The following is a 24,714-nucleotide window of genomic DNA, read 5'->3' as shown; positions in this document are numbered from 1 at the left end:
GACATCGCCGGATGCGGGAGTCATTTTTTCCACAAACAGAGCGGGGAAACCGCTCGTAGATGCGGGAGGAACGCCATGACCATCGCCATCCGGCAGCTTCAGAAACATTTCGTCGGCGAGGTGTCCGGCCTCGACTTGCGCAAGCCGCTCACGCCGGATCAGGCGCGCGAGATCGAGGCCGCCATGGACAAGTACGCGGTGCTCGTTTTCCACGATCAGGACATCACCGACGAGCAGCAGATGGCGTTCGCGCTGAATTTCGGCCAGCGCGAGGATGCACGCGGCGGCAACATCACCAAGGCGGACGAATACCGCCTCACCTCGGGCCTGAACGACGTCTCCAACCTCGGCAAGGACGGCAAGCCGCTGCCGAAGGACAGCCGCGCCAATCTGTTCAACCTCGGCAATTGCCTGTGGCACTCGGACAGCTCGTTCCGCCCCATTCCCGCAAAGTTCTCGCTGCTGTCGGCTCGCGTGGTGAACCCGAAGGGCGGCAACACCGAATTCGCCGACATGCGCGCGGCCTATGACGCGCTCGACGACGAGACCAAGGCGGAGATCGAGGACCTCGTCTGCGAGCATTCGCTGATGTATTCGCGGGGATCGCTCGGCTTCACCGAATACACCGACGAAGAGAAGGAGATGTTCAAGCCGGTGCTGCAACGGCTGGTGCGCACCCACCCCGTGCATCGCCGCAAGTCGCTGTATCTGTCATCGCATGCCGGCAAGGTCGTCGGCATGAGCGTGCCCGAGGGGCGGCTATTGCTGCGCGATCTGAATGAGCACGCCACGCAGCCTGAGTTTGTCTATGTGCACAAATGGAAGCTGCATGACCTCGTGATGTGGGACAACCGCCAGACCATGCACCGCGTCCGCCGCTACGACCAGTCCCAGCCCCGCGACATGCGCCGCGCAACGGTGGCGGGGACGGAGCCGACGGTGCAGCAGCAGGCGGCGGAGTAGGCGCTGCACCAACGCTCCTCAGTAACCGGTGTCATCGCCCGGCTTGCCGCCTTCGCTAAGGCTTCGGCGCGCCAAGCACCCGTGTGGGCCCCGGCGTAGCCTTGGCGGAGCCGGGACCGGGCGATCCAGTATTCCAGAGACGGCCGCGATTGAACCGAGAGGCGGCGGCGTACTAGGCCCGGTTCAAGCCGGGCGACGACAGAGCTGGGTGGGAAGATTACAGCGAAGCAATAGCACTACGCGTGCCCGGCCTCGTTCGAGAGCATGCCGGGGTCGATGCCGATCTTCTGCAAGGCGCGGTTGTACTTGTCGTCGACGTCGTCGCCGAAGATTAGATCCGCATCCGCGTCGCAATGCAGCCAGCCGTTGCTCTGGATCTCCGTCTCAAGCTGGCCCGGCGCCCAGCCGGCATAGCCGAGCGCGAGGATGGCGTGCTTTGGGCCGGAGCCGTTGGCGATGGCGCGCAGGATGTCGACCGTCGCGGTCAGGCAGACGCCGTCATCGATCCGCAGCGTGGCGTTCTCGATGTAGAAGTCGCTGGAATGCAGCACGAAGCCGCGCCCGGTATCGACCGGACCGCCCCGCAGCACCTTCATGCTTTCGGCATTCTCCGGCAGCTTGATGTGCTCGCCCTTCTTGATGATGCCGAGCTGCTGCAAGAGCTCGGGGAAATCGATGCTGCCGGCAGGTTGGTTCACGATGATGCCCATCGCCCCCTCGGCCGAATGGGCGCAGAGATAGATCACCGAGCGCTCGAAGCGGGAATCGCCCATCACCGGCATTGCGATCAGGAGCCGGCCGTCGAGATAGCCGCCGGAACTGGGCAGCGCGGCGCCCGAGCTGCGGGTGCTTTCGCCCGTCCTCTTGCCTGTGGGAGCCATCGCTCAAGCACTCCGGTTTCAATTCCTATCCTGATGTCGGGCCGGGCGGCTGTCAAATCAAGGCTTGCGGCGGCTTGATTCGAGTGCATCCATCACAAGCAATTCAATGGTTTGGCCCTGGGTGACCCTGTAAAGACGTGCCATGTCCAGCATTGTTCCCCTGCGTGCGGCGATTGGCGTCGCGACAACCCTGCTCGCGTCGTCGTTGGCCCTCGCGGCCCGTGCCGATGACGCATCGCCCTGGCAGCGCGATGGACATTCCGCGGTGCGGCTCCTGGCGGGATCGCGCAGCGGCGCGGTGCTGCTCGGCGGTATCGCCTTCCAGCTGCAGCCCGGCTGGAAGACCTACTGGCGGTCGCCCGGCGATTCCGGCGTTCCACCCCGGTTCGACTTCTCCAAGTCCGATAATGTCGAAGCGGTGACGGTGATGTGGCCGGCGCCGCTGAAGTTCGACGACGGCGCGGGCGGCCATTCGATCGGCTATCGCGACCAGATCGTACTTCCCTTGCGCATTGTCGCCAAGGCCGCGGACAAGCCGGTGACCCTGCGCGCCGAGATCAACTACGCGGTGTGCGAGAAGCTCTGCATTCCCGTGGAGGCCAGCGCCGAGCTCGGCTTCAACAGCGTCGCCTCGACCGAGGACGCGAACCTGCGAGCGGCGCTCGACACCGTGCCGAAGCCGGCCAATATCGGCGATCCCAATCCGCTCACCATTCGCGACGTCAAGCGGGACGGGCCCAAGAACGTGGTGGTCGACGTGGCGACGCCGGATGGCCGCAACGTCAATCTGTTCGTTGAAGGCCCGACACCCGATTGGGCGCTGCCGATTCCGGGGCCGGTGCAGCACGGCCCGCCGGGGGTCGTGCGCTTCTCGTTCGAGCTCGACGGGCTGCCGCCGGGCGCCAAGCCCGAGGGCGCCGCGCTGAAGTTCACGCTGGTCGGGCCGGACAAGGCGTACGAGTTCAATACGAATTTGCAGTGAGGCCGGTTAGCGCGAGTCAGCTGCACCACCGGCGCCTCACATTCAATGCCGTCCCGGACAAGCGCCGCGCAGCGGCGTGCAGCCACGGGGAGCGGTTTGGCCAAGACTCGCGGTTGCCAGCTCGCGCTGCAACTTTTCCCTGGGGGTATGGGTCCCGGATCGGCGCGCTTGAGGCGCGCTTGTCCGGGACGACACCGAGCATGGAATAGCCGCCCAACCCAATCTTAACGAATGGTTGCTAATCCCTCACCTGCCGCTGCAGGTCGCTCTGGGGATTGTTCGAATTGGCCGTGATGGACGCACCACCCGCAACGACCGGACCGACCGGGCTGGTCGCGCGGCTGCGCGCCAAGCTCGCGGGCGGCTCGAGCGAGGCGTCGCTGACGCGGCGGCTCGCCGGCACCATCTTCGTCATCCGCGTCATCAGCGCGGGCCTCGCTTATGTCTCGCAGGTGCTGCTCGCGCGCTGGATGGGGACGTCCGATTACGGCATCTATGTCTATGTCTGGACCTGGGTGCTGCTGCTCGGCAGCATGATGGATTTCGGCATCTCGGCCTCCGCGCAAAAGATCATTCCGGAGTACCGCGCGAGCGCCGCGCACGCGCTGCTGCGCGGCTTCCTCTCCGGCAGCCGCTGGCTGACCTTTGCCGTGTCCACGCTGGTGTCGCTCGGCCTTGCCGGCATCGTCAAACTGCTATCGCCCTGGATCGATCCGGCCGAGGTGCTGCCGCTCTATATCGGCTGCATGACGCTGCCCGCCTTCGTCGTCGCCAACACCCAGGACGGTATCGCGCGCTCGCACGACTGGATGCAGCTCGGCCTGATGCCGCAATTCATCATCCGCCAGGCGCTGATCATCGGCATCACGGCGCTCGCCTTCCTGCTCGGCTATCATCTCGGCGCCGTCGCCGCGATGCTGGCGAGCCTGGGCGCGGTATGGATCGCGATGGCCGGCCAGTTGGTGGTGCTGAACCGCAAGCTCGCCGAGCACATCGCGCCGGGACCGAAGGCCTATGACGTCAAGGGCTGGCTCGCCGTCTCGCTGCCGATCCTGCTGGTCGAGAGCTTCTACCTGCTCCTGTCCTACACCGACGTGCTGGTGCTGCAGCAATTCCGTCCCTCGGACGAGGTCGGCGTCTATTTCGCCGTGGTGAAGACGCTGGCGCTGGTCTCGTTCATCCACTATGCGATGTCCGCGACGACGGCGCACCGGTTCGCCGAATACAACGCCAGCGGCGACAAGGCGCGGCTGTCGGCCTATGTCGCGCATGCGATCAGCTGGACGTTCTGGCCGTCGCTGGCGGCAACGATCGTGCTGCTTGCGCTCGGCAAGCCGCTGCTGTGGCTGTTCGGGCCGCAATTCGTGATCGGCTACGACATCATGTTCGTGGCCGCGATCGGCCTCGTGGTGCGCGCCGCGATTGGGCCGGTCGAGCGGCTGCTCAACATGCTCGGCCAGCAGAAGATCTGCGCGCTCGCTTACGCGCTGGCCTTCGTGATGAATGTCGTGCTCTGCATCGCGCTGGTGCCGCGCCACGGCGGCCACGGCGCGGCGGCTGCGACCTCGATCTCGCTCACCTTCGAGACGGTGCTGTTGTTCTGGATCGTGCGGCAGCGGTTGGGGCTGCACGTGCTGGCGTTCGGAAAATAGCGATTGGAATTCGTAGGGTGGGCAAAGCGGAGCGTGCCCACCGTCTCTCTCGATCGCGGAAAAATGGTGGGCACGGCGCAAGAGCGCCTTTGCCCACCCTGCGGCTGGATGCCCCGGTCAAGCCGGGGCATGACGGAGTATGGATCTACTCCGCGGTCCAGCCGCCGTCGATCGAGAGGTTGGTACCGGTGATCTGGGCGGCGTCGTCGCTGCACAGGAACAGGGCGAGCGCGGCGACCTGTTCGGAGGTGACGAACTCCTTGGTCGGCTGCGCATCGAGCAGCACGTCGTTGATGACCTGCTCGCGCGTCAGATTACGCGCCTTCATCGTGTCGGGAATCTGCTTCTCGACCAGCGGAGTCCAGACATAGCCCGGGCTGATGCAGTTGCAAGTGATCTTGTGGGTCGCGACCTCCAGCGCCACGGTCTTGGTGAGACCGGCGATGCCGTGCTTGGCCGAGACGTAGGCCGACTTGAACGGCGAGGCCACCAGCGAGTGCGCCGACGCCGTGTTGATGATGCGGCCCCAGCCCTTCTTCTTCATGCCGGGCACGGCGGCGCGGATGGCGTGGAAGGCCGAGGACAAGTTGATCGCGATGATCTGGTCCCACTTCTCCGGCGGGAATTCCTCGATCGGCGAGACGAACTGGATGCCGGCATTGTTGACGAGGATGTCGACCGAGCCGAACGTCTTCTCGCCGAGCGCGATCATGCCGGCGATCTCGGCGGGCTTGGTCATGTCGGCGGGCGAGTAGACCGCCTTGACGCCGAAGTCGGATTCGATCTTGGTGCGCTCCTTCTCGATGTCCTCCGGCGAGCCGAAGCCGTTGATGACGACGTTGGCACCGGCGGCGGCGAAGGCGCGCGCGTAAGCGAGCCCGATGCCGCTGGTCGATCCGGTCACGACGGCGTTCTTGCCTGACAGAGTACCCATTCTATTCGCTCCTTTTTGCCGGGGGCGCGGTGACGTCCCCCGTGAGATCGTAGGTCACCATGGTCTCGCCCGACTGCGGCCGCTCCAGCCAGTCCTTGTGGCGCATCGACAGGTGCACGTCGCGCACGCCGGCTTCCCAATGCTCGACCATGGCAATGTGCGAGAAATCGTAATCCTTGGACGAGGACTCGTAGTTCTTGCTGCGATAGATCAGATGCACCACGGTGACGGTGCTTTCGCGCGACACTTTCGCCAGGAATTCGACCGAAGGATCGTTCTTGAGATAGTCCGGCAATTTGCCGATCAGATCGCGCACGGCCCTGCGGGCGTTGTGCAGCTGCTTGTTCTTGTCGGTGTTCATCCGCGTGCGGCTGGAATAGCGGATGTCCTTCTCGCGCTCGGCGGCCTCCAGCAGCGAGTTCGGCAGTTCGCCCCGCGCGGAAAACAAATCGACCTGGAAGATCAGCATGTCGCGTTCGACCTCGGCATCGAGCACGTAGTCGAGCGGGGTGTTGGAGGCGATGCCGCCGTCCCAATAATGTTCGCCGTCGATGACGACGGAGGGAAAGCCCGGCGGCAGCGCGCCGGAGGCCATGATGTGCTCGGGGCCGATTTTCTTGCCGAGCTTCTTGAACGCGTAATTGTCGAAATATTTGAAATTGCCCGAGGTGACGCCGACCGCGCCGACCGACAGGCGTGTCTTCAGATCGTTGATGCGGTCGAAATCGACCAGACGTTCCAGCGTCTTCTTCAGCGGCGCGGTGTCATAATAGCTTTCCGCTTCGGGATGCCCCGGCGGCCACAGCGGCGCCGGCGGAATGCGCGGCGTGAAGAAGCCGGGCACGCCGAAGGTCGCAATCAGCGCGGCACTGGTGGAATTGAACAGCTCGCGGCTGTGATCGCTCTTGCCGACCGGCTTCCACGGCACCGGGGCGGACACCATTTCCCAGAATTCCTTGAGCCGCTCGACGCGGGTGCGCCCCTCGTTGCCGGCGATGATGGCGGCATTGACCGCGCCGATCGAGATGCCGGCCACCCATTCCGGATCGAAGCCGTAGCCGCACAGCGCCTGGAAGGCGCCAGCCTGGTACGAGCCGAGCGCGCCGCCGCCCTGGAGGACCAGAACGCGTTGCGCATTCGTGGGGATTGTTGCGGTTTCCGGACTATGATCGGTCATGCGGGAACAATAGCAAAAGGCTGGCCACCGTGGCGACACTCCGCCGCGACGTCAATGCATCCCCCGGATAAAGTCTGCCTTATCGAGGCTCCGTGGAGGCCAGGATCATGGTCCAGAACACCTTGTATTTGGTGCCTGGAGCATAGCTCGCCGCGATGCCCAATTTTGTGACACCGCTCTTGAGCATGTTCGCGCGATGCGGAGGCGAGTCGCGCCAGCCGGAAAACGCTTCCGCCAGCGTATGATAGCCGGCCGAGATGTTCTCGACCGCCACGGTGGCTGGATAACCGCCAGAGGCCAGACGCTTGGCCAGCGGCGCGCGGACGTCGTGGTCCATCTTGTTGGCCGCCGCCATCGCGCCCGACTGGGATTCGGCGAGCCGAGTCAAATCCGGGTCGACCACGACCGTGCCGAGCCCGTTGTTCTGGCGGTATTGCGAGATCATGATCGCAGCTGCCTGGACGTCGAGCTTGGAGCCCGGGACCGCCATGTCGGCATACATCGACGGCTGCTCGACCGGTGCTTCGTTGCCGGCACAGCCGACGAGCAGCAACATGATGAGAATTGCGGCCGCAGCGCGCATGAATCGGGGCCCCCAAATGAGGGGCCGTTGTTGCATACCAACAATGGCTGAAAGGTGAATTTTGAAGAGAATTTGAGCCGTCATTCCGGGGCAGTGCGCAGCACTGAACCCGGAATCTTACGCTACAAGCTCGTCATTCCGGGTTCGCGCTAGCGCGCGCCCCGGAATGACGAGACAGTTCAGCCCGCAAAAATCCGGTAACGGCGCGGATTGAGGCCGATCGTGTCGCCGGCACGCAGTTCCTTGTCGCGGGGGGCGTCGATTTCGATGGTCTCGCCGCCGGACAGGGCTACTTCCGCCCGCTGCACCGGGCCGAAATTGCGGACGTGCTGGACCGCCCCCTCGAAGGCGCCGCTGCCGGGCGGTCCGACCAGCATATCATGTCGCCGCACGAACAGCCTCGACGCGCCAGGCGCAAGCCCATCGGCGGCCAGATCGAGCTGCCGGTCGCCGAGCCGGATCGCGCCATCGCCGATCTGGATCGGCAGCACGATGGATTCGCCGATGAAGCCGTGCACGAAAGCCGTCGCCGGATTGTCGTAGACATCGTCGGGCGAGCCGATCTGCTCGATCCGTCCCTTATCCATCACCACCACGCGGTTGGCGACTTCCAGCGCCTCCTCCTGGTCGTGCGTGACGAAGATCGAGGTGACGTGGATCTCGTGATGCAGCGAGCGCAGCCATTTGCGCAGCTCCTTGCGCACCTTGGCGTCGAGCGCGCCGAAGGGCTCATCGAGCAGGAGGATGCGCGGCTCGATCGCGAGCGCGCGGGCGAGCGCGATGCGCTGGCGCTGACCGCCGGAGAGCTGGCTCGGATAGCGGTCGGCGAGCCAGTCGAGCTGCACCAGATCGAGCAGCTCCTTGACGCGCGAGCGGATCGCAGCCTCGTCCTTTCGCACCGCGCGCGGCTGCACGCGGAGGCCAAAGGCAACGTTCTCGAACACCGTCATGTGGCGGAACAGCGCATAGTGCTGGAACACGAATCCGACGTGGCGCTCGCGGGCGCCTTGCGCCAGCGCGTCCTCACCGTTGAAGGTGACTTCACCCGAGTCCGGCCAGTCGAGGCCGGCGATGATCCGCAGCAAGGTGGTCTTGCCGGAGCCGGACGGGCCGAGCAGCGCCAGCAGCTCACCGTCATTGACCTTGAGATCAACGCCGTCGAGGGCTGCAAAACTGCCGAACTTCTTGACGAGATTCTTGACTTCAATGGTCACGGGGCTCGTGTCCTTCGTCCAGATGACGTTCGAGAACGGTTTTTGCGATCAGCGTGATCAGCGCCAGCATTGCGAGCAGCGAGGCGATCGCGAACGCGGCGACGAACTGGTATTCGTTGTAAAGGATCTCGACCAAGAGCGGCATGGTGTTGGTCTCGCCGCGGATGTGGCCGGAGACGACGGAGACCGCACCGAACTCGCCCATCGCGCGCGCGTTGCAGAGCAGGACGCCGTAGAGCACGCCCCATTTGATGTTGGGCAGGGTGACGCGGAAGAAGGTCTGCAGGCCGGAGGCGCCGAGCGAGATCGCGGCCTCCTCTTCCTGCGTGCCCTGCTCCTGCATCAAGGGGATCAGCGCGCGCGCCACGAACGGGAAGGTCACAAAGGTGGTGGCGAGCGCGATGCCGGGAACCGCGAACAGGATCTGGATGTCGTGCTCGCGCAGCCAGCTGCCGAAATAGCCTTGCGCGCCGAACAGCAGCACGAAGACGAGGCCCGAGATCACCGGGCTGACCGAGAACGGCAGGTCGATCAGCGTGATCAGGAAGGTCTTGCCCGGAAATTCGAATTTTGCAATCGCCCAGGAGGCGACGAGGCCGAACACCAGATTGAGTCCGACGGAGATGGCGGCGACGATCAACGTCAGCTTGATCGCCGCCATCGCCTCCGGCTCGGCGAGCGCGGCGAAATAGGCGAGGATGCCGCGCGAAAACGCCTGCGCGAATACGACGACGAGCGGCAGCACGACGAAGACGGTGAGAAACAGCACCGCCAGCGTGATGATGGCGATGCGGACAGCGCGCGGCTCGGTGCGCAAATTGTTCCGCGCTGCCGCCGCGTGCGCGCGTGCCTTCGAGTCGGAGGCCGAGAGCGACATGGAATCTGCGATCTGCATCGTCATGATCCGCCCTCAGCGCGCCGGGATCCGGCTCTGCGCCCAGCGCTGGAGCCGATTGACCGCAAAGATGATGACGAAGGAGACGACCAGCATGACCACCGCAATCGCGGTCGCATCGGCGTAACGGAATTCGGACAGGCGGATCACGATCAAGAGCGGCGCGATCTCGGAGACGTTGGGCAGATTGCCGGCGATGAAGATCACCGAGCCATATTCACCGACCGCGCGGGCGAAGGCCAGCGCAAGGCCCGTGAGCAGCGCCGGCGCGAGCGATGGCAGGATCACGCGGACGATGGTCTGCCAGCGGCTGGCTCCCAGGCTGCCCGCGGCCTCCTCGATTTCAGGATCGAGATCCTGCAGCACCGGCTGCACGGTGCGCACAACAAAGGGAATGCCGATGAAGATCATGGCGACGAAGATGCCGACCGGCGTGAACGCCACCTTGAGGCCGAGTGCGGCGAGCGGTGCCCCCAGCCAGCCCTTCTCGGCGAACAGCGCCGTCAACGCGACGCCGGCCACCGCCGTCGGCAACGCAAACGGCACGTCGACGATGGCGTCGAAAATGCGGCGGCCGGGGAAGCGGTAGCGCACCAGCGCCCAGACGATGATGCTGCCCATCACCAGATTGACGCAGGCCGCCGCAAAGGCGAGGCCGAACGAGACGCGGAGCGCGTTCAGGGTGCGGCGGCTGGAGAGGATGTTCCAGAACTGCTCGGGGCTGAGCTCAAGCGATCTCAGGAACAGGCCGGCGAGCGGAATCAGGATGATCACGGACAGCCAGGAAAGCGTCAGTCCCATGGTGAGACCGAAGCCCGGCAATGTCCGGCGTCGTGCTGCGAGTGCGCTCACCAGGCCCCCTGCTAAAGCCCCCTACGACAGCGCCCGATCAGTTCTTGTAAATCTGATCGAAAACGCCGCCGTCTGCAAAATGTTCCTTCTGTGCCTTGGTCCAGCCGCCGAAGACGTCGTCGATCGTGAACAGCTCGACCTTGGCGAAGGAATTTTCATACTTTTTGGCGGTCTCGGTATCGCGCGGACGGTAGAAATTGCGCGCGGCGATCTCCTGCCCTTCCTTGGTGTACCAGTACTGAAGGTAGGCGTCGGCCGCATTGCGGGTGCCTTTTTTGTCGGCAACCTTGTCCACGATCGCGACCGGGGGCTCGGCGAGGATCGACTGCGGCGGTGCAACGATCTGGAATTTTTCGGGACCAAACTCCTTAAGCGCGAGATAGGCCTCGTTCTCCCAGGCGAGCAGCACGTCGCCGACGCCGCGCTCGACAAAGGTCACGGTGGCGCCGCGCGCGCCGGTATCCAGGACCGGCACCTGCTGGTAGAGCTTTCCAATGAAGTCCTTGGCCTTGTCGGTCGAGCCGTACTTCTTCTGCGCAAAGCCCCAGGCGGCCAGATAATTCCAGCGTGCGCCGCCCGACGTCTTCGGGTTGGGCGTAATGACGGCAACGCCCGGCTTGATCAGATCGTCCCAGTCCTTGACGCCCTTGGGATTGCCCTTGCGCACCAGGAAGACGATGGTCGAGGTATAGGGTGATGAATTCTGCGGCAGCCGCTTCTGCCAATCAGCCGCGGTGAGGCCCTTGTTCGCGATGGCGTCGATGTCATAGGCCAGCGCAAGCGTCACCACATCGGCCTGCAAGCCGTCGATCACCGCGCGTGCCTGCGAGCCGCTGCCGCCGTGCGACTGCTTGATCTCGACGCTCTTGCCGGTTTCCTTCTGATAGGCGGTCGCGAACGCCTTGTTGAACTCGACATAGAGCTCGCGCGTCGGATCGTACGACACGTTCAGCAAATTGATGTCAGCGGCCAGAGCCGAGCCTGCCCAGAACCCTGTCGCGAGCAATGCTGCGGCGAGCGGAACGATACGGCGCATCATGTCCATCTCCATTCACCTCGACGACGTCAGCGTCATCGACGGCAGGCATAACTCGTGGCGAAACGCTCTTGTGTCAACGGAACCCGATTTTCTTGTTCGCAGCGTGGCAGCGTGACTGTGCTACGAAGTCTTCATCGTGTGGATGCCGCATTCTGTCTTGGCCCGGCCGCGCCACCGGCCGGCGCGTGCATCCTCGCCTTCAGTCGTTCTGCTGGTGCAAGGCATACACCCAACCGACAGGAATCCTGACACAACCAGAGGGTGCCGCGGCAATTTGGCGCGGGTGAAGATCGCCTCGATCTCCTCGCGCGAGACGTTGGCGAATGGATTGAACTTCAGCCGCGCGCCGTCGTCCTCGACCACCGGAATGTCGGCGCGCGCATTGCCCTGGAAGCGCTTGCGGCCGTTGAGCCAGGCGTCGAACGGCTTCAGCGCGCGCGCCAGCGGCTCGACCTTGCGGATGCGGCAGCAGGCGTCGGGATCGGAGAACCAGAGGTCGCGGTCGGGATCTTCCCGCGACAGTGTCTCCTCGGCCGGCTTGATCGAGCGAACGTCCTTCAGGCCCAGCGTCGCAATGAGCGTATCGCGATAAGCCAGCGTCTCCTCGAACAACCAGCCGGTGTCGAGAAAGATCACGGGGATCGCCGGATCGACGTCCGCCATGACCTTCAACAGCGTCGCCGATTCCGTGCCGAAGGAGGACACCAGCGCAAGCTTCTCGCGCCCGACCGTCTTGAGCGCCGCGGCAATGACCTCCGCAGGCGAGGCATCGCGCAAGGCGCGATCGAGCTCGTCCGCCGAAGGCAGCGCAGACACGGGCGAAACCTGAGGCGCGATCGCGTTCACGTGCCGACCCCTTCGGAGTGGCGCAATTGCATGCGCCGGTGCAGCGCGGTGATGCGGCCATCGCCGGTGGGCTGGTAGAATACCGAATAGCGCTTCGCGGTCTGCATGAAGGCTTCCGCGTCGGCCTGCTTCTTGACCTCGAAGGCATCGAAGCCCGCACGCAGCATGAACACGAACTGATCGCGCAGCACCTGACCGGTGGCGCGCAATTCGCCGCGGTAATTGTAACGTTCACGCAGCAGCCGCGCCTGGCTGTAAGCCCGTCCGTCACGGAAGGTCGGGAACACCAGCGCGACCGCGGCGACCTTGCCGAGATACGGCACGAGCTCGGCGATGTCGCGATTGTTGGGCCAGATCACGCCGACCTTGCCCGACCGCTTGAGCAGCACGTCGGCTTCGCCAAAGAAGCGCTCGGCGGGCACCAGGATGTCGCCGCCCTCGGGCAGCGGGGTGTCGACGGCGAGCTTGACGAAGCTGTCATCGACGATCTTTCCGCCGTTAACGAGTGGCATAGACCCGCTCCTTGAAGGGTTCGACGCCGAGGCGCTTCACCGTGTCCATGAACAGCTCCTCCGGCCGCTCGCGCAGCGCCAGATAGGCTTCCACGATATCCTCGACCACGTCGGCGACCTCGTCGAACTTGACGCCGGGGCCGATCAGGGTGCCGAGCGCGGCGTTCTCGTCGGCACGGCCGCCGATGGTGATCTGGTAGACCTCCTCGCCGTTCTTCTCGACGCCGAGAATGCCGATATGGCCGACATGGTGATGACCGCAGGCATTGATGCAGCCGGAGATGTTGATGTGCAGACGGCCGATCAGGTTGGCCAGCTCGTGATTGGCGAAGCGCCGCGTGAGCTCCTGCGCGATCGGGATCGAGCGCGCATTCGCCAGCGAGCAATAATCGAGCCCGGGGCAAGCGATGATGTCGGTGATCAGGTTGACGTTGGGCGTCGCCAGCCCAAGCTTGTCGAGCGCCTTCCACAGCGCCGGCAGGTCGCGCTTGGCGACGTGCGGCAGCGCCAGGTTCTGCTCGTGGCCGACGCGGATCTCGCCGAAGGAATATTTGTCGGCAAGATCGGCCAGCGCGTCCATCTGCTCGGCGGTGGCATCGCCAGGAGGCCCGCCGGTCGGCTTCAGCGAGATCGTGACGATGGAGTAACCCTGCACCTTGTGAGGGGCCACCGAGTTCTTGCGCCATGCCTCGAAATCAGGGTCGGCCGCGGCCTGGCGCAGCTCGTCCGGCATGTGCGGCAGCTTCTCGTAAGCAGGATAGGTGAAGCGCGAGCGGATGTCCTCGATCACCTCGTCGTCGAGCTGGAGCGAGGAGTTGCGAATGTGCTGCCACTCGTCCTCGACCTCGCGCGAGAATTTTTCGATGCCGAGCTCGTGCACCAGGATCTTGATGCGCGCCTTGTAGATGTTGTCGCGGCGGCCGTACTGATTGTAGACGCGTAAGATCGCCTCGATGTAGCTGAGGATGTCGCGGCCGTGCACGAAGTGCTTGATGGTCTTGGCGATGAACGGCGTGCGGCCGAGACCGCCGCCGACGAGCACCTCGAAGCCGGTCTCGCCCTTCTCGTTCTTGATCAGCCGCAGGCCGATATCGTGGATCTTGATCGCAGCGCGGTCGTGGTCCGAGGCGGTGATCGCGATCTTGAACTTGCGCGGCAGGAACGAGAATTCCGGATGCAGCGTGGTGTGCTGGCGGATCAGCTCCGACCAGATACGGGGGTCCTCGATCTCGCCCGGCGCGACGCCGGCCCATTGGTCCGACGTGACGTTGCGCATATTGTTGCCGGAGGTCTGCATCGCATGGATGCCGACCTTGGCGAGATCCTCGAGCGCATCCGGCAGCTCGGCGAGCTTGATCCAGTTGAACTGGATGTTCTGCCGCGTGGTGAAGTGGCCGTAGCCGCGGTCGTATTTGCGCGCGACGTGGGCGAGCGCCCGCATTTGGTTCGTCGCCAGCGTGCCGTAGGGAATCGCGACGCGGAACATGTAAGCGTGCAGCTGCAGATACACGCCGTTCTGAAGCCGCAGGATCTTGAACTCGTCCTCGGTGAGCTCGCCGGACAGGCGCCGCTTCACCTGGTCGCGGAACTCCGAGACGCGCTCGTTGACGAGCGTGCGGTCAATTTCGTCGTAAGCATACATAAGTGCGTGCCTTAAACCTGGGCCGGCTGTCCAATGGTGACGCCGGTGCGGCGAATCTGTTCGCGCAGATTGCCGGGCAGGACCTTGCCATCGTCGCCGATCTGCACCGGCGCGATATAGGGGCCGATGGCGCCGACGTCATCGGCCACGGCCTCCGCAAGCAACGCCTTGGCCTCGTCGGAGTTGCGCACGATCGCGGCTTCCGACAGCTCGGCGGACCAGCTCTTGGCGGCAGTGCGGTAGACCACGATGCCGTCCCAGGTGCGGTTGGCGGTCACGACCGAGGGACCGGCGATACGGATCTTCTTTTGTTCGAGCGGAGAGGTCATTCGGCTGCATCCAATAGGTCAGAGATGATTTTCTTGGGTATCTGGCGGCGAAGCGAGCCGGCATGCCGGACCACGTCGCCGATGATGAGGATGGCGGGACCGCCATGGATCCGCCGCACCAGTTCCGGTAGGTCGCGCAGCGTGCCGATCGCGCCTTGCGCATCGGGCCGCGTGACGCGCGCGAACACGCCGACCGGCGTCTCCGGCGAGCGGCCGGCGGCGAACAGGCCGGCGCGCACGGCGGGCGCTGCGGTCATGCCCATGTAGACCACGACCGTCATTCTGGTGTCGGTCAGGGTCGACCAATCCACGTTCTCGGCATCGCGCGCCTTGTGCGCGGTGAGGAAGGTGATGCGGGTCGCTTCGTGACGGTAAGTGAGCGGCACCTCGAAATCGGCAGCAGCGCCGAGCCCTGCGGTGATGCCGGGAATGATCGAATAGGCGACGCCGGCCGCACGCAGCGCTTCCACCTCTTCGCCGCCGCGGCCGAACACGAAGGGATCGCCGCCTTTCAGCCGCACCACGCGTTGGCCCGATTGCGCGGCCTCGATCATGCGCTTGTTGATGGCGTCCTGGCCGATGCCGGGCTTGCCGACGCGGCGGCCGACCGCAACGCGGGTGGTGTCGCGGCGAATGCGGTCAAGAATCTCGGGCGAGACCAGCTCGTCATGGAAGACGATGTCGGCGTCCTGCAGCGCGCGCAGCGCCTTGATGGTGAGCAGATCGGGATCGCCGGGGCCGGCGCCGACCAGCGTGACGGAGCCTTCCGGCTTGCCCGCGCGCGCGAATGCGGCCGGATCGGAGATCGCCCTGAGCGATGCGTCCGCTTCGCTGTTGCGGCCCGCGAGCACGGCGGCGCCGATCGGACCGTCGACGACGCGCTCCCAGAAGCGGCGGCGCAGCGGAAACTCGGCGATGCGCTCGTTGATCGACTTGCGGAAGGTGCCGATGAACTCGGCGAGCTCGCCGATGCGCGCCGGCAGCAGCGCTTCGATCTTCTCGCGCACGCGCCGCGCCACCACCGGGGAGGTGCCGCCGGTGCCGACCGCGACCACGACATCGCCGCGATCGACGATGGCCGGAAAGATGAAGCTGGAATGTTCGAGGTCGTCCATGACGTTGACGGGCAGGCCAGCCGCCTTGGCGCGAGCCGACATGGCGACACCGACATCGCCTGCGCCCGCGCAGACGACGGCGATGACGCCAGAAAGATCCGCCGTGAGCGGATCGCCCGCCGCGATCTCGATGCGCGCCGCATCTTCGTAAGCCAGGCCAAGGTCATGATTGCCGTCGATCGCATGCACGCGCAGGCGCGCGCCGGCAGCGGCGAGCACGCGCAGCTTGGCGCGCAAAAGCTCGCCCGCCCCGATGAGGACCACCGGGCCGGCCTTGAGATCGAGGAACACCGGCAAGAACCGCATGTGATACTCGCTTCCCCACAAACGGGGTTGACTGGAATTATTTTCTATATATGTCTCGTTTCGAGCGCGCAAAGAGAAATTTTTTCTTCTCTTCCGCAGCGCAACTATAGAATTTTCGCCTCCAAACGCAAAGTGGCAGAGATGCATCTTCTCAAGGACGATTCCGCTGCTGATCGACTGAGCAATCCGGCGCTGGCTGAGCGCGTGCGCGCGCAAGAATTTTCTGCCGAACTTGCCCCGAGCATGGACCATCTCGACCAGCTCGAAGCGCAGAGCATCTACATCTTCCGTGAGGCCTTTGCCCGGCTGAAGAAGATCGCTCTGTTGTGGTCGCTCGGCAAGGACTCCAACGTCATGATCTGGCTGGCGCGGAAAGCCTTCTTCGGCAGGATGCCGTTCCCGGCCCTTCACGTCGATACCGGCAAGAAGTTTCCGGAGATGTACCGCTTCCGCGATCATTACGGCAAGGAATGGGATCTCGATCTGCGCGTCGAGCCCTGTCCGCCGATCGATGCCGTCGACCCGACGCTGCCGCCAGCGGCCCGGTCCGCCGCGCGCAAGACCGAGGGCCTCAAGATGGCGCTGGCAAAGTACGGCTTCGACGGCCTGATCGCCGGCATCCGCCGCGACGAGGAAGCAACGCGCGCCAAGGAGCGGGTGTTCTCGCCGCGCGGCTTGGAGGGCAATTGGGACGTGCGCGACCAGCCGCCGGAGTTCTGGGATCATTTCAACGCCTCGCCGCCGCAAGGCGCGCATTTGCGCATCCATCCGATCTTGCATTGGACCGAGGCCGACATCTGGGCCTACACCAAGCGCGAGAACATCCCGATCATTCCGCTGTACCTCGCCAAGAATGGCAAGCGTTATCGCTCGCTGGGTGACCAGGACATCACCAATCCGGTTGCCTCAAACGCTGCGAGCATCGACGAGATCCTGATCGAGCTCGAGCAGACCAAGGTGCCGGAGCGCTCGGGGCGCGCGCTCGACCACGAGACCGAGGACGCCTTCGAGCGCCTTCGCGTCGCCGGCTATCTCTGATCAAGGACGCGAGCGCGATATGAACATGATCGTCACCCCGGCTTCGCCCGCCACGCCGAACGGCACCACGCGTCCGCAGGTCCGCATCGTCATCGTTGGTCACGTCGATCACGGCAAATCGACGCTGGTCGGCCGCCTCCTGCACGAGACCGGCAGCCTGCCCGAGGGCAAGCTCGAAATGCTGAAAGCCGTCAGCGCGCGGCGCGGCATGCCGTTCGAATGGTCGTTCCTGCTCGACGCGCTGCAGACCGAGCGCGACCAGGGCATCACCATCGACACCACGCAGATCCGCTTCCGCACCAATTCGCGCGACATCGTGCTGATCGATGCGCCCGGCCACGCCGAATTCCTGCGCAACATGATCACCGGCGCCTCGCAGGCCGACGGTGCTGTCCTAATCATCGACGCGCTGGAGGGCGTGCGCGACCAGACCAGGCGGCACGGCTATCTCCTGCATCTGCTCGGCGTGAAGCAGGTCGCCGTCGTCGTCAACAAGATGGACCGCGTCGATTTCTCCGCCGCACGCTTCAAGGACATCAGCGACGAGATTTCCGCGCATCTGAACGGCCTCGGCGTGACACCCACGGCCGTGATCCCGATTTCCGCGCGTGACGGCGACGGCGTTGCGATGCGCACCGACCGCATCGGCTGGTACAAGGGGCCGACCGTGGTCGAGGCGCTGGATCGCCTCGAGCCGGCACGTCCGCTCGAAGCCTTGTCGCTGCGGCTGCCGGTGCAGGCGATCTACAAGTTCGACGACCGCCGCATCGTCGCCGGCCGCATCGAATCCGGCAGCCTGATCGCCGGCGACGAGATCGTGATCATGCCTGCAGGCAAGATCGCGAAAATCAAGACGGTCGAGAGCTGGCCGGTGACGCCCGTGGCGGGACGGCAGGGCGCGGGCCGCTCGGTCGGCATCACGCTCGACCGCGAATTGTTCATCGAGCGCGGCGACATCATCGCGCATGCGGGCAGCGCCCCGCGCGAGACGCGGCGGCTGCGCGCGCGGATATTCTGGCTGCACGATAAGCCGCTCGCCAAGGGCAATCAGCTCTTGGTGCGCTGCGGGCCGAAGGAAAGCCGCGCCACCGTGGTCGCCATCGAGAAGGCGGTCGATCCCGGCGAGCTCTCGAGCAGCGAGAACAAGGCGATCGGCCGCAACCATGTCGGCGAGATCGACATCTCCCTGTCCAATCCGATCGCGACCGATCCCTACACCGAGAATCCCCGCACCGGCCGCCTCGTGATCGAGGTCTCCGGACGCATCGCCGGCGGCGGTCTGGTGCTGTCGGTCGATGCCGGTCAGCGTGCCGTGCCTGTTGACATCGTGCCGGTGGAATCGGCGCTGCGCAGCGACGAGCGCTCGGCACGCTACCGCCACAACGGCGCCGTGGTCTGGCTCACCGGCCTGCCGGCCTCCGGCAAGTCGACGCTGGCGCGGGCGCTGGAGCGGCGTCTCTTCACCAATGGCGGCTCGCCGATCCTGCTCGACGGCGACACGCTGCGCGCCGGGCTCAACAGCGATCTCGGCTTCTCCGCCACTGATCGCAGCGAGAACATCCGCCGCCTCGCCGAGGTCGCGACGCATCTCGCCCGCAACGGCCACATCGCCATCGTCGCGGCGGTCTCGCCCGCGCGCGAAGATCGCGCCGCCGCACGTCGCATCGCCGACACCGCGTTTCGCGAGATCCATGTCGCGACGCCGGCCGAGGTGTGCGAGGAGCGCGATCCCAAGGGCCATTACAAGAAGGCCCGCGCTGGCGCGCTCGCCTCGTTCACCGGCATCGGCAACGACTACGAGAAGCCTGAGGCGGCCGAGCTCGTGATTGATACGTCGAAGCGAACGGTTGCGGAAGCGGCCGACGAGATCGAGCAGATGCTGAAGGCATCAGGCGTGCTGTTCGACGAAGTCGTGGACCTCGCTGCGAATATTTGAGCACATTCTCGTTGCTGCACTCGCTGCCGCCACACAGGTAGTGCGTTCCCTCCCCCCTTGTGGGGGAGGGCTAGGGAGAGGGGTCCCCACGGGGATTCTCTCCGTCAGTAAGAACATCCCGCTTCGTCGATCTCAGACACACCTTTTGCTGGGCTACCCCTCTCCCCCGCCTCCCCCACAAGGGGGGAGGGAGCGCAGTTGTGTGCGTGGCCGAGAGCTGGGCTCAATCGGCTTGTAAAACGAGCGCATCCCTCCCTTCTTGACATTTTGACAAGCCTCCGGGGGTCTTCTCACCGCCCTGATTTTGGGGCTAATAGGTCCGAAAGCTGCCCCGCGTGGGCGCATTTTGCTGCTGTCGGGTCAAAAGCAGCCAAAAACAGCCATTTCCAACAAGAAAGCCCATCATGAAACGCGTCGACGCCCACGGATTGAAGATCGCCCCTGTTCTGTTTGACTTCATCGCCAAGGAAGCCACCCCGAAAACGGGGATCGCGCCGGATGCGTTCTGGGCCGGGCTCGCCGGCATGATCAAGGAGCTGGGACCGAAGAACCGCGAGCTGCTCGCGTTCCGCGACAAGCTGCAGGGCAAGATCGATGACTGGCACCGCGCCAACAAGGGCAAGGCGTTCGACCTCGATGCCTATACCGCCTTCCTGAAGGAGATCGGCTATCTCGTCCCGGAGCCGGCGACGCAGAAGGTCGAGACCGCCAATGTCGACGAAGAGATCGGCAAGATCTGCGGACCGCAGCTGGTGGTGCCGCTCACCAATGCGCGATACGCGCTGAACGCGGCGAATGCGCGCTGGGGCTCGCTCTATGATGCCTTCTACGGCACCGATGCGATCCCGAACGACCCGTCCGAGAGCGGCAAGGGCTACAACAAGGCGCGCGGCGACAAGGTGATCGCCAAGGCCAAGGCGTTCCTCGATAACGCCGTGCCGCTCGCAACCGGCAGCCACACCGACGTTACCGGCTACAGCGTCGTCGCGAGCCAGCTCGCGGTGAAGCTGAAGAGCGGCAACGCAACGGCGCTGAAGAATGCCGCGCAGTTCGCGGGCTACCAGGGCGATCCGGCCGCGCCGAGCGCAGTGCTGCTCGTCAACAACGGCCTGCATATCGAGGTCAAGATCGACCGCAGCAGCGCGATCGGCAAGGACGATCCGGCCGGCGTCGCCGACATGATCATGGAGGCCGCGGTCTCCACCATTCTGGACATGGAGGACTCGGTCGCCGCTGTCGATGCCGAGGACAAGGTGCTGGTCTACCGCAACACGCTCGGCCTGATGAACGGCACGTTGTCGGCCGACTTCGAGAAGGGCGGCAAGACGCTGACCCGTTCGCTCAATTCCGACCGCCTCTACAAGACGCCCGACGGCAAGGGCGAGCTCAAGCTGCACGGCCGCAGCCTGCTGCTGATGCGCAATTGCGGTCACCACATGTTCACCGACGCGGTGCTCGACGAGAAGGGCGAAGAAGTTCCGGAAGGCCTGTTGGACGCCGCCGTCTCGGGCCTGCTCGCGATCCACGACCTCAAGGGCCATTCCAAGGTCAAGAACAGCCGCACCGGCTCTGCCTATATCGTCAAGCCGAAGATGCACGGCCCGGACGAGGTCTCGCTGACCTGCGAGATCTTCGACCGCGTCGAGAAGATGCTGGGCCTGCCGGAGAACACACTGAAGGTCGGCATCATGGACGAGGAGCGGCGCACCACCGTCAACCTCAAGGCCTGCATCCAGCGCGCCTCCAAGCGCATCATGTTCATCAACACCGGCTTCCTCGACCGCACCGGCGACGAGATCCATACCTCGATGGAAGCGGGCCCGATGATCCGCAAGAACGAGATGAAGGCGCAGGCCTGGATCAAGGCGTACGAGGACTGGAACGTCGACATGGGCCTGAGCTGCGGCCTGCCCGGCCACGCCCAGATCGGCAAGGGCATGTGGGCCGCGCCCGACAAGATGGCGGACATGCTGGCACAGAAGCTCGGCCATCCGCAGGCCGGCGCCACCACCGCGTGGGTGCCCTCGCCGACCGCGGCGACGCTGCACGCGCTACACTACCATCAGGTCAACGTGATCGCGCGCCAGGAGGAGCTTGCCAAGGGCGGCCCGCGCGCAAAACTGTCCGACATCCTCACCATTCCGGTGTCGAAGTCGAACTGGGCGCCCGATGACGTCAGGCAGGAGATCGACAACAATTGCCAAGGCATTCTGGGCTATGTCGTGCGCTGGATCGATCAGGGCGTCGGCTGCTCCAAGGTGCCCGACATCCACGATGTCGGCCTGATGGAAGACCGCGCTACCTTGCGCATCTCCAGCCAGCACCTCGCCAACTGGCTGCACCAGGGCGTCATCACGGAGGTGCAGGTGATGGAGTCGCTCAAGCGCATGGCGGTCGTTGTCGACAAGCAGAACGCGTCCGATCCCATCTACAAGCCGATGGCGCCTGCCTTCGACGGCGTGGCCTTCAAGGCCGCCTGCGACCTCATCTTCAAGGGGCGCGAGCAGCCGAACGGCTACACCGAATACATCCTCACCGCGCGCCGTCGCGAGGCCAAGGCGCTGGGATAAAGAGGCTCTTGGATAACAAGGCTCTTGGATAACAGGGCGCTCGGCTGAGCGAAGTCACGGGAACATCGAAAGCCCCGGCCTAAGCCGGGGCTTTTTGTTGGGCGAAACGTCGCGCTGTGTCACGGAACAGGCCCCATGGGCCTTGCGTTGTCGGGCCATCAACCAACGGGAGATGGTCATGGACTGGAATCGGATCGAAGGAAACTGGAAGCAGTTCAAGGGTCAGGCCAAGGAGAAATGGGGCAAGCTCACCGATGACGACCTCCAACTGATCGAGGGCCGCCGCGAGCAGCTCGAGGGCCGGCTTCAGGAGCGCTACGGCAAGGCCAAGGACCAGGTTCGTCAGGACGTCGATGATTGGCTGAAGTCGCTGCATTGAGGCGGCACGAACGAAGCCCCGGCTCACGCCGGGGCTAATTGCTTGAGAGCAGTAGTCCGGATGCGCGCAGCGATATCCCGGACTTTTGTTGCGGCACCCCAGAAGTCGCTTCGGATGTCGCTTCGCTCGTCCGGACTGGGACAGCGTCGCTAGAATACCGTCAAATATTTCAACAGCGACACGACGCCGATGATGATGACGATCACGCGCGCGATCTGCTTGGCGCGGCCGTCCATCGGCAGCATGTTGATGAGATAAAGCACGAGAATGACGACGAGAAAGGTGACGAGTACGCCGACCAGCATCGCGAGGCCCCCTTCAGGCAATTGCTATGCTGTTCTAACGCGCCGCAGCGAGGCCGGTTCCATTTCGGAAACCCTGCCGTAGCCTCTTACGAAATTCGGTCCCGAGCCGGGTCGGCCAGCAGTTTGGGCGTCCGACACGGGATGGCCGCCGTCGATGCAGTCGCGCGCTACTCCTTCGCCACCACGGGGACCTGGCGGAATCTGGCGCGCACCGATTCCGGCAGTGGCGAGAAATTCATCGCGACGCCGCGGCGGTCATTGGCGTTGCGGCTGGCGACCACGAGGCCATTGGCACCGGCGACGATGTCGCCCTTGCGCAGGGTGGGGTCGTCCTCGACCTTGACCGATGCGAGCCCGACCGGATCCTTGCCGTTGCAGGTACAGCCCGCAACGATCTCGTTGCGATAGCGGAACGCGTTCGGCAGGTCGGAATAGGACTTTCCGTTCTCCGTGGTGGCGTCGTCGATGTTGCTGCCGTAGACCAGCGAGGTTTCCGAGGCCGGGCAGAAGCTCTTGCAGGATTGCGCCTTGCTCTCGGCATCGCTGCCTTGCGCCGGGAAATAGCGGCCGTCACAGCCGCGCACGCAATAGGCCGTGCCGCCGCCATAGGAGGGCCGCTGACGTGGCGCATCGTAGCGCGGCAGGTCATTCGGGAACGGCATGCGGATCTCCGGCGGCGGCCGCACCCGGAAGCCGCCGAACAATGCCGAGAAGAAATCCTCCGCATGGGCCACCGGCGCCGATGCGAGACCGGCGGAAACCGCGATCAGGATCGCCGTTCCACCAGCCCATTTGCCAATCAGGCGTCTGCTCATATGACCTCGCTCACGCTCAGTTCACGGCCGACGAGGTGATGTTCAACGCCTGCCGGCCCGAGGGCAGCGTCGTCACGGCCGGCCGCCTGCGTACAGGCTCGCCTGCCTTGTCGCCTCCTCTGGCCATCAAGGGCGCGTTCTTCGGCAGCACCACGACCTTGGCGCCGACATTGACGCGGTTGAACAGGTCGATGACGTCCTCATTCGTCATGCGGATGCAGCCGGACGAGACGAACTTGCCAATGGTGGAGGGATCGTTGGTGCCGTGGATGCGGTATTGGCTCGAGCCGAGATACATTGCGCGCGCACCGAGCGGGTTGCCGGGGCCGCCGGCGACGAAGCGCGGCAGATAGGGCTGGCGCGCGATCATCTCGGCCGGCGGATGCCAGTCCGGCCACTCGGCCTTGCGGCTGACGCTCTGCACGCCCGACCAGGTAAAGCCCTCGCGGCCGACGCCGACGCCGTAGCGGATCGCGCGGCCGCCTCCGAGCACGTAATAGAGATAGGTGCTGTTGGTATCGATGACGATCGTACCGGCCGGCTCGCTCCGGTCGAAGCCGACGATCTGCCTGCGCAGCCGATCGGGCAATTGGGCATCCTCGTCGGCGACCTGCGGCGGCGCGTTGATGTTATCCTGCGAATAGCCGTGGTCCTGCTGGTACAGGTCCTGCGGGTACACCCGCTGCATCGGCGCATAGCCGAAGGTTTGCGCGCTCGCAGTGCCCACCGGCCCTGCGAGAAGAGCGGTTGCGAAAGCGAACGCGCTGACGGCGCGCGGCGAGAAGCTGCGACGGACTGCAAACAACTTTGTCATGAGCTGCCCCGTTGGATGTGCATCAGGTGATGCGCTGCTCCAACAAACTCCGCCGGCTGGATCGAAGTTCCGGCTCAGCGTGCGGCAGCGACGTCACAGTCAAGCGAGCGTCTGTTCACGAAGCCGCGATGGAACCAGCACGCCGCCCAAGCATTAGTCAGGTCATCAATGGGCGCGCGGATCACGGATTCCGTGCGGGAGAGATATTGTGCGCGTCCTACCCAGTGAACGTCTGATTTCCGGCAACAGCGAAGGCGATCCGCTTCCCGAGAGCCATGTCGAGCTGCCGCCGGTGATCCGCCGCACCGAATTCGTCGCGTTCGCGCTGGCCGGCCTGTTGCTGATTGCGATCGTCGCCGTGCTTTATGTCGGCAAGGCGTTCTTCCTGCCGGTCGTGATGGCCTTCGTCACCGGCACAATGCTATCGCCGGCGGCCGGCTTTCTCGAGCGTTACAAGGTCCCACGCAGCCTCGGCGCCGTGCTGATCGTGGTCGCGGTGACCGCGGTGGCCGCTTTCGTCGTGGCGCTGATCGCTTCGCCAGTCATGCAGTGGAGCACGCGCCTGCCGGAGCTTGGCGCGCAACTGAGGGACAAGCTGCACGTGTTCGATCGGCCGCTTGCGCTCTGGCGGGAGATGCAAGCCATGCTCGGCGGCTCGGAGGGATTCCCGAGCCTCCACATCCCCAAGGTCGAGTGGGTGCAGCCGACGCTGGAATTCCTGTCACCGACCTTTACCGAATTCCTGCTGTTCTTCGTCACCCTGATCCTGTTCATCGCAAGCTGGCGCGACCTGCGGCGGGCCATGATCATGACCTTCAGCGATCATGACGCGCGGCTGCGCACGCTCCGGATCCTCAACGAGATCGAGGTCCATCTCGGCAATTATCTGCTGACCGTCACCCTCATCAATGTCGGCGTCGGCATCGCCACCGGCC

The 24,714-nt window shown here is 64.7% G+C and carries 24 protein-coding genes; 8 read left to right on the top strand and 16 right to left on the bottom strand.

Annotated elements, in window-relative coordinates; all coding sequences use genetic code 11:
- Positions 1-75 precede the first annotated feature (75 nt).
- Positions 76-963 (top strand): TauD/TfdA dioxygenase family protein, encoded by an 888-nt coding sequence (locus tag HZZ16_RS08785; RefSeq protein WP_197948084.1) that lies wholly within the window; start codon positions 76-78, stop codon positions 961-963.
- A gap of 236 nt (positions 964-1,199) precedes the next feature.
- On the opposite strand, the gene HZZ16_RS08780 is transcribed toward HZZ16_RS08785, so the two are convergent.
- Positions 1,200-1,844, bottom strand: a complete 645-nt coding sequence (locus tag HZZ16_RS08780; RefSeq protein ID WP_197948083.1) for a YqgE/AlgH family protein — start codon at positions 1,842-1,844, stop codon at positions 1,200-1,202.
- A gap of 142 nt (positions 1,845-1,986) precedes the next feature.
- On the opposite strand from HZZ16_RS08780, the gene HZZ16_RS08775 reads away from it, so the two are divergent.
- Both HZZ16_RS08775 and HZZ16_RS08770 read left to right on the top strand, forming a co-directional pair.
- Positions 1,987-2,826, top strand: coding sequence for a protein-disulfide reductase DsbD domain-containing protein (locus HZZ16_RS08775; RefSeq protein ID WP_197948082.1), 840 nt, complete (start codon positions 1,987-1,989; stop codon positions 2,824-2,826).
- Positions 2,827-3,110: 284 nt separating this feature from the next.
- Positions 3,111-4,478: a flippase gene (locus HZZ16_RS08770; protein ID WP_376707558.1), complete on the top strand. Its 1,368-nt coding sequence runs from the start codon at positions 3,111-3,113 to the stop codon at positions 4,476-4,478.
- A gap of 145 nt (positions 4,479-4,623) precedes the next feature.
- Here the strand turns inward: HZZ16_RS08770 and HZZ16_RS08765 are convergent, their stop codons facing one another.
- The 12 genes from HZZ16_RS08765 to cysG all read right to left on the bottom strand — a co-directional run bounded on the left by HZZ16_RS08765 (position 4,624) and on the right by cysG (position 15,922).
- Positions 4,624-5,412 carry a 3-hydroxybutyrate dehydrogenase gene (locus HZZ16_RS08765; RefSeq protein WP_197948080.1) on the bottom strand — a complete coding sequence of 263 codons (789 nt, stop codon included), beginning with the start codon at positions 5,410-5,412 and terminating at the stop codon, positions 4,624-4,626.
- 1 nt (position 5,413) lies between these two features.
- Positions 5,414-6,589 (bottom strand): DUF3734 domain-containing protein, encoded by a 1,176-nt coding sequence (locus tag HZZ16_RS08760; RefSeq protein WP_197948079.1) that lies wholly within the window; start codon positions 6,587-6,589, stop codon positions 5,414-5,416.
- Positions 6,590-6,668: 79 nt separating this feature from the next.
- A complete protein-coding gene (locus HZZ16_RS08755) occupies positions 6,669-7,172 on the bottom strand; it encodes a CAP domain-containing protein (protein WP_197948078.1) in 504 nt (167 codons plus the stop codon).
- 179 nt (positions 7,173-7,351) lie between these two features.
- Complete coding sequence (locus tag HZZ16_RS08750; RefSeq protein ID WP_197948077.1) at positions 7,352-8,386, bottom strand: sulfate/molybdate ABC transporter ATP-binding protein; 1,035 nt, start codon at positions 8,384-8,386, stop codon at positions 7,352-7,354.
- Complete coding sequence (gene cysW / locus HZZ16_RS08745; protein WP_197948076.1) at positions 8,376-9,287, bottom strand: sulfate ABC transporter permease subunit CysW; 912 nt, start codon at positions 9,285-9,287, stop codon at positions 8,376-8,378. The genes HZZ16_RS08750 and cysW overlap by 11 nt, the downstream gene beginning before the upstream one ends.
- 9 nt (positions 9,288-9,296) lie before the next feature.
- The gene (cysT, locus tag HZZ16_RS08740; RefSeq protein WP_197948075.1) at positions 9,297-10,133 is read right to left on the bottom strand and encodes a sulfate ABC transporter permease subunit CysT; all 837 of its coding nucleotides are present in this window, start codon (positions 10,131-10,133) and stop codon (positions 9,297-9,299) included.
- Positions 10,134-10,170: 37 nt separating this feature from the next.
- Positions 10,171-11,172 (bottom strand): sulfate ABC transporter substrate-binding protein, encoded by a 1,002-nt coding sequence (locus HZZ16_RS08735; RefSeq protein ID WP_197948074.1) that lies wholly within the window; start codon positions 11,170-11,172, stop codon positions 10,171-10,173.
- A gap of 120 nt (positions 11,173-11,292) precedes the next feature.
- A complete protein-coding gene (locus HZZ16_RS08730; RefSeq protein ID WP_197948073.1) occupies positions 11,293-12,018 on the bottom strand; it encodes a phosphoadenylyl-sulfate reductase in 726 nt (241 codons plus the stop codon).
- Complete coding sequence (locus tag HZZ16_RS08725) at positions 12,015-12,530, bottom strand: DUF934 domain-containing protein (RefSeq protein WP_197948072.1); 516 nt, start codon at positions 12,528-12,530, stop codon at positions 12,015-12,017. The genes HZZ16_RS08730 and HZZ16_RS08725 overlap by 4 nt, the downstream gene beginning before the upstream one ends.
- Positions 12,517-14,172 carry a nitrite/sulfite reductase gene (locus HZZ16_RS08720; protein ID WP_197948071.1) on the bottom strand — a complete coding sequence of 552 codons (1,656 nt, stop codon included), beginning with the start codon at positions 14,170-14,172 and terminating at the stop codon, positions 12,517-12,519. The genes HZZ16_RS08725 and HZZ16_RS08720 overlap by 14 nt, the downstream gene beginning before the upstream one ends.
- Positions 14,173-14,183: 11 nt before the next feature.
- Positions 14,184-14,501 (bottom strand): DUF2849 domain-containing protein, encoded by a 318-nt coding sequence (locus HZZ16_RS08715; RefSeq protein WP_036036910.1) that lies wholly within the window; start codon positions 14,499-14,501, stop codon positions 14,184-14,186.
- On the bottom strand, positions 14,498-15,922 hold the full coding sequence (gene cysG / locus HZZ16_RS08710) for a siroheme synthase CysG (RefSeq protein WP_197948070.1): 1,425 nt from the start codon (positions 15,920-15,922) through the stop codon (positions 14,498-14,500). The genes HZZ16_RS08715 and cysG overlap by 4 nt, the downstream gene beginning before the upstream one ends.
- Positions 15,923-16,165: 243 nt before the next feature.
- Here cysG and cysD point away from each other — a divergent pair, with 243 nt between their 5' ends.
- The 4 genes from cysD to HZZ16_RS08690 all read left to right on the top strand — a co-directional run bounded on the left by cysD (position 16,166) and on the right by HZZ16_RS08690 (position 21,845).
- Positions 16,166-16,960 (top strand): sulfate adenylyltransferase subunit CysD, encoded by a 795-nt coding sequence (gene cysD, locus HZZ16_RS08705; RefSeq protein WP_197948313.1) that lies wholly within the window; start codon positions 16,166-16,168, stop codon positions 16,958-16,960.
- A 19-nt stretch (positions 16,961-16,979) separates the two neighbouring features.
- On the top strand, positions 16,980-18,896 hold the full coding sequence (gene cysC, locus HZZ16_RS08700) for an adenylyl-sulfate kinase (RefSeq protein WP_197948069.1): 1,917 nt from the start codon (positions 16,980-16,982) through the stop codon (positions 18,894-18,896).
- 404 nt (positions 18,897-19,300) lie between these two features.
- Positions 19,301-21,466 carry a malate synthase G gene (locus HZZ16_RS08695; RefSeq protein ID WP_197948068.1) on the top strand — a complete coding sequence of 722 codons (2,166 nt, stop codon included), beginning with the start codon at positions 19,301-19,303 and terminating at the stop codon, positions 21,464-21,466.
- Between the two features lie 178 nt (positions 21,467-21,644).
- Positions 21,645-21,845, top strand: coding sequence for a CsbD family protein (locus HZZ16_RS08690; protein ID WP_197948067.1), 201 nt, complete (start codon positions 21,645-21,647; stop codon positions 21,843-21,845).
- 149 nt (positions 21,846-21,994) lie between these two features.
- Here HZZ16_RS08690 and HZZ16_RS08685 read toward each other — a convergent pair whose 3' ends face one another.
- The 3 genes from HZZ16_RS08685 to HZZ16_RS08675 form a co-directional block, all read right to left on the bottom strand.
- Positions 21,995-22,150: a Thivi_2564 family membrane protein gene (locus HZZ16_RS08685; RefSeq protein WP_042335954.1), complete on the bottom strand. Its 156-nt coding sequence runs from the start codon at positions 22,148-22,150 to the stop codon at positions 21,995-21,997.
- A gap of 167 nt (positions 22,151-22,317) precedes the next feature.
- A complete protein-coding gene (locus HZZ16_RS08680) occupies positions 22,318-22,965 on the bottom strand; it encodes a DUF2865 domain-containing protein (protein WP_197948066.1) in 648 nt (215 codons plus the stop codon).
- A gap of 16 nt (positions 22,966-22,981) precedes the next feature.
- Complete coding sequence (locus HZZ16_RS08675) at positions 22,982-23,779, bottom strand: L,D-transpeptidase (protein WP_197948065.1); 798 nt, start codon at positions 23,777-23,779, stop codon at positions 22,982-22,984.
- A 208-nt stretch (positions 23,780-23,987) separates the two neighbouring features.
- Here HZZ16_RS08675 and HZZ16_RS08670 point away from each other — a divergent pair.
- A partial coding sequence (locus tag HZZ16_RS08670; protein ID WP_197948064.1) for an AI-2E family transporter occupies positions 23,988-24,714 on the top strand: 727 nt, incomplete at its 3' end.

Origin of the sequence: Bradyrhizobium glycinis, assembly GCF_016031655.1 — a bacterium.
GTDB lineage: Bacteria > Pseudomonadota > Alphaproteobacteria > Rhizobiales > Xanthobacteraceae > Bradyrhizobium > Bradyrhizobium glycinis.
The sequence above is the reverse complement of the archived record's forward strand: the minus strand, read 5'-3'. Positions and strand labels throughout refer to the sequence as shown.

Bases quoted from the DNA above. Each gene is read 5' to 3' on its own strand.
- HZZ16_RS08785 (WP_197948084.1), top strand. From the start codon at position 76: ATGACCATCGCCATCCGGCAGCTTCAGAAACATTTCGTCGGCGAGGTG.
- HZZ16_RS08780 (WP_197948083.1), bottom strand. From the start codon at position 1,844: ATGGCTCCCACAGGCAAGAGGACGGGCGAAAGCACCCGCAGCTCGGGC.
- HZZ16_RS08775 (WP_197948082.1), top strand. From the start codon at position 1,987: ATGTCCAGCATTGTTCCCCTGCGTGCGGCGATTGGCGTCGCGACAACC.
- HZZ16_RS08765 (WP_197948080.1), bottom strand. From the start codon at position 5,412: ATGGGTACTCTGTCAGGCAAGAACGCCGTCGTGACCGGATCGACCAGC.
- HZZ16_RS08760 (WP_197948079.1), bottom strand. From the start codon at position 6,589: ATGACCGATCATAGTCCGGAAACCGCAACAATCCCCACGAATGCGCAA.
- HZZ16_RS08755 (WP_197948078.1), bottom strand. From the start codon at position 7,172: ATGCGCGCTGCGGCCGCAATTCTCATCATGTTGCTGCTCGTCGGCTGT.
- cysW (WP_197948076.1), bottom strand. From the start codon at position 9,287: ATGACGATGCAGATCGCAGATTCCATGTCGCTCTCGGCCTCCGACTCG.
- HZZ16_RS08735 (WP_197948074.1), bottom strand. From the start codon at position 11,172: ATGATGCGCCGTATCGTTCCGCTCGCCGCAGCATTGCTCGCGACAGGG.
- HZZ16_RS08725 (WP_197948072.1), bottom strand. From the start codon at position 12,530: ATGCCACTCGTTAACGGCGGAAAGATCGTCGATGACAGCTTCGTCAAG.
- HZZ16_RS08720 (WP_197948071.1), bottom strand. From the start codon at position 14,172: ATGTATGCTTACGACGAAATTGACCGCACGCTCGTCAACGAGCGCGTC.
- HZZ16_RS08715 (WP_036036910.1), bottom strand. From the start codon at position 14,501: ATGACCTCTCCGCTCGAACAAAAGAAGATCCGTATCGCCGGTCCCTCG.
- cysG (WP_197948070.1), bottom strand. From the start codon at position 15,922: ATGCGGTTCTTGCCGGTGTTCCTCGATCTCAAGGCCGGCCCGGTGGTC.
- cysD (WP_197948313.1), top strand. From the start codon at position 16,166: ATGGACCATCTCGACCAGCTCGAAGCGCAGAGCATCTACATCTTCCGT.
- cysC (WP_197948069.1), top strand. From the start codon at position 16,980: ATGAACATGATCGTCACCCCGGCTTCGCCCGCCACGCCGAACGGCACC.
- HZZ16_RS08695 (WP_197948068.1), top strand. From the start codon at position 19,301: ATGAAACGCGTCGACGCCCACGGATTGAAGATCGCCCCTGTTCTGTTT.
- HZZ16_RS08690 (WP_197948067.1), top strand. From the start codon at position 21,645: ATGGACTGGAATCGGATCGAAGGAAACTGGAAGCAGTTCAAGGGTCAG.
- HZZ16_RS08685 (WP_042335954.1), bottom strand. From the start codon at position 22,150: ATGCTGGTCGGCGTACTCGTCACCTTTCTCGTCGTCATTCTCGTGCTT.
- HZZ16_RS08680 (WP_197948066.1), bottom strand. From the start codon at position 22,965: ATGAGCAGACGCCTGATTGGCAAATGGGCTGGTGGAACGGCGATCCTG.
- HZZ16_RS08675 (WP_197948065.1), bottom strand. From the start codon at position 23,779: ATGACAAAGTTGTTTGCAGTCCGTCGCAGCTTCTCGCCGCGCGCCGTC.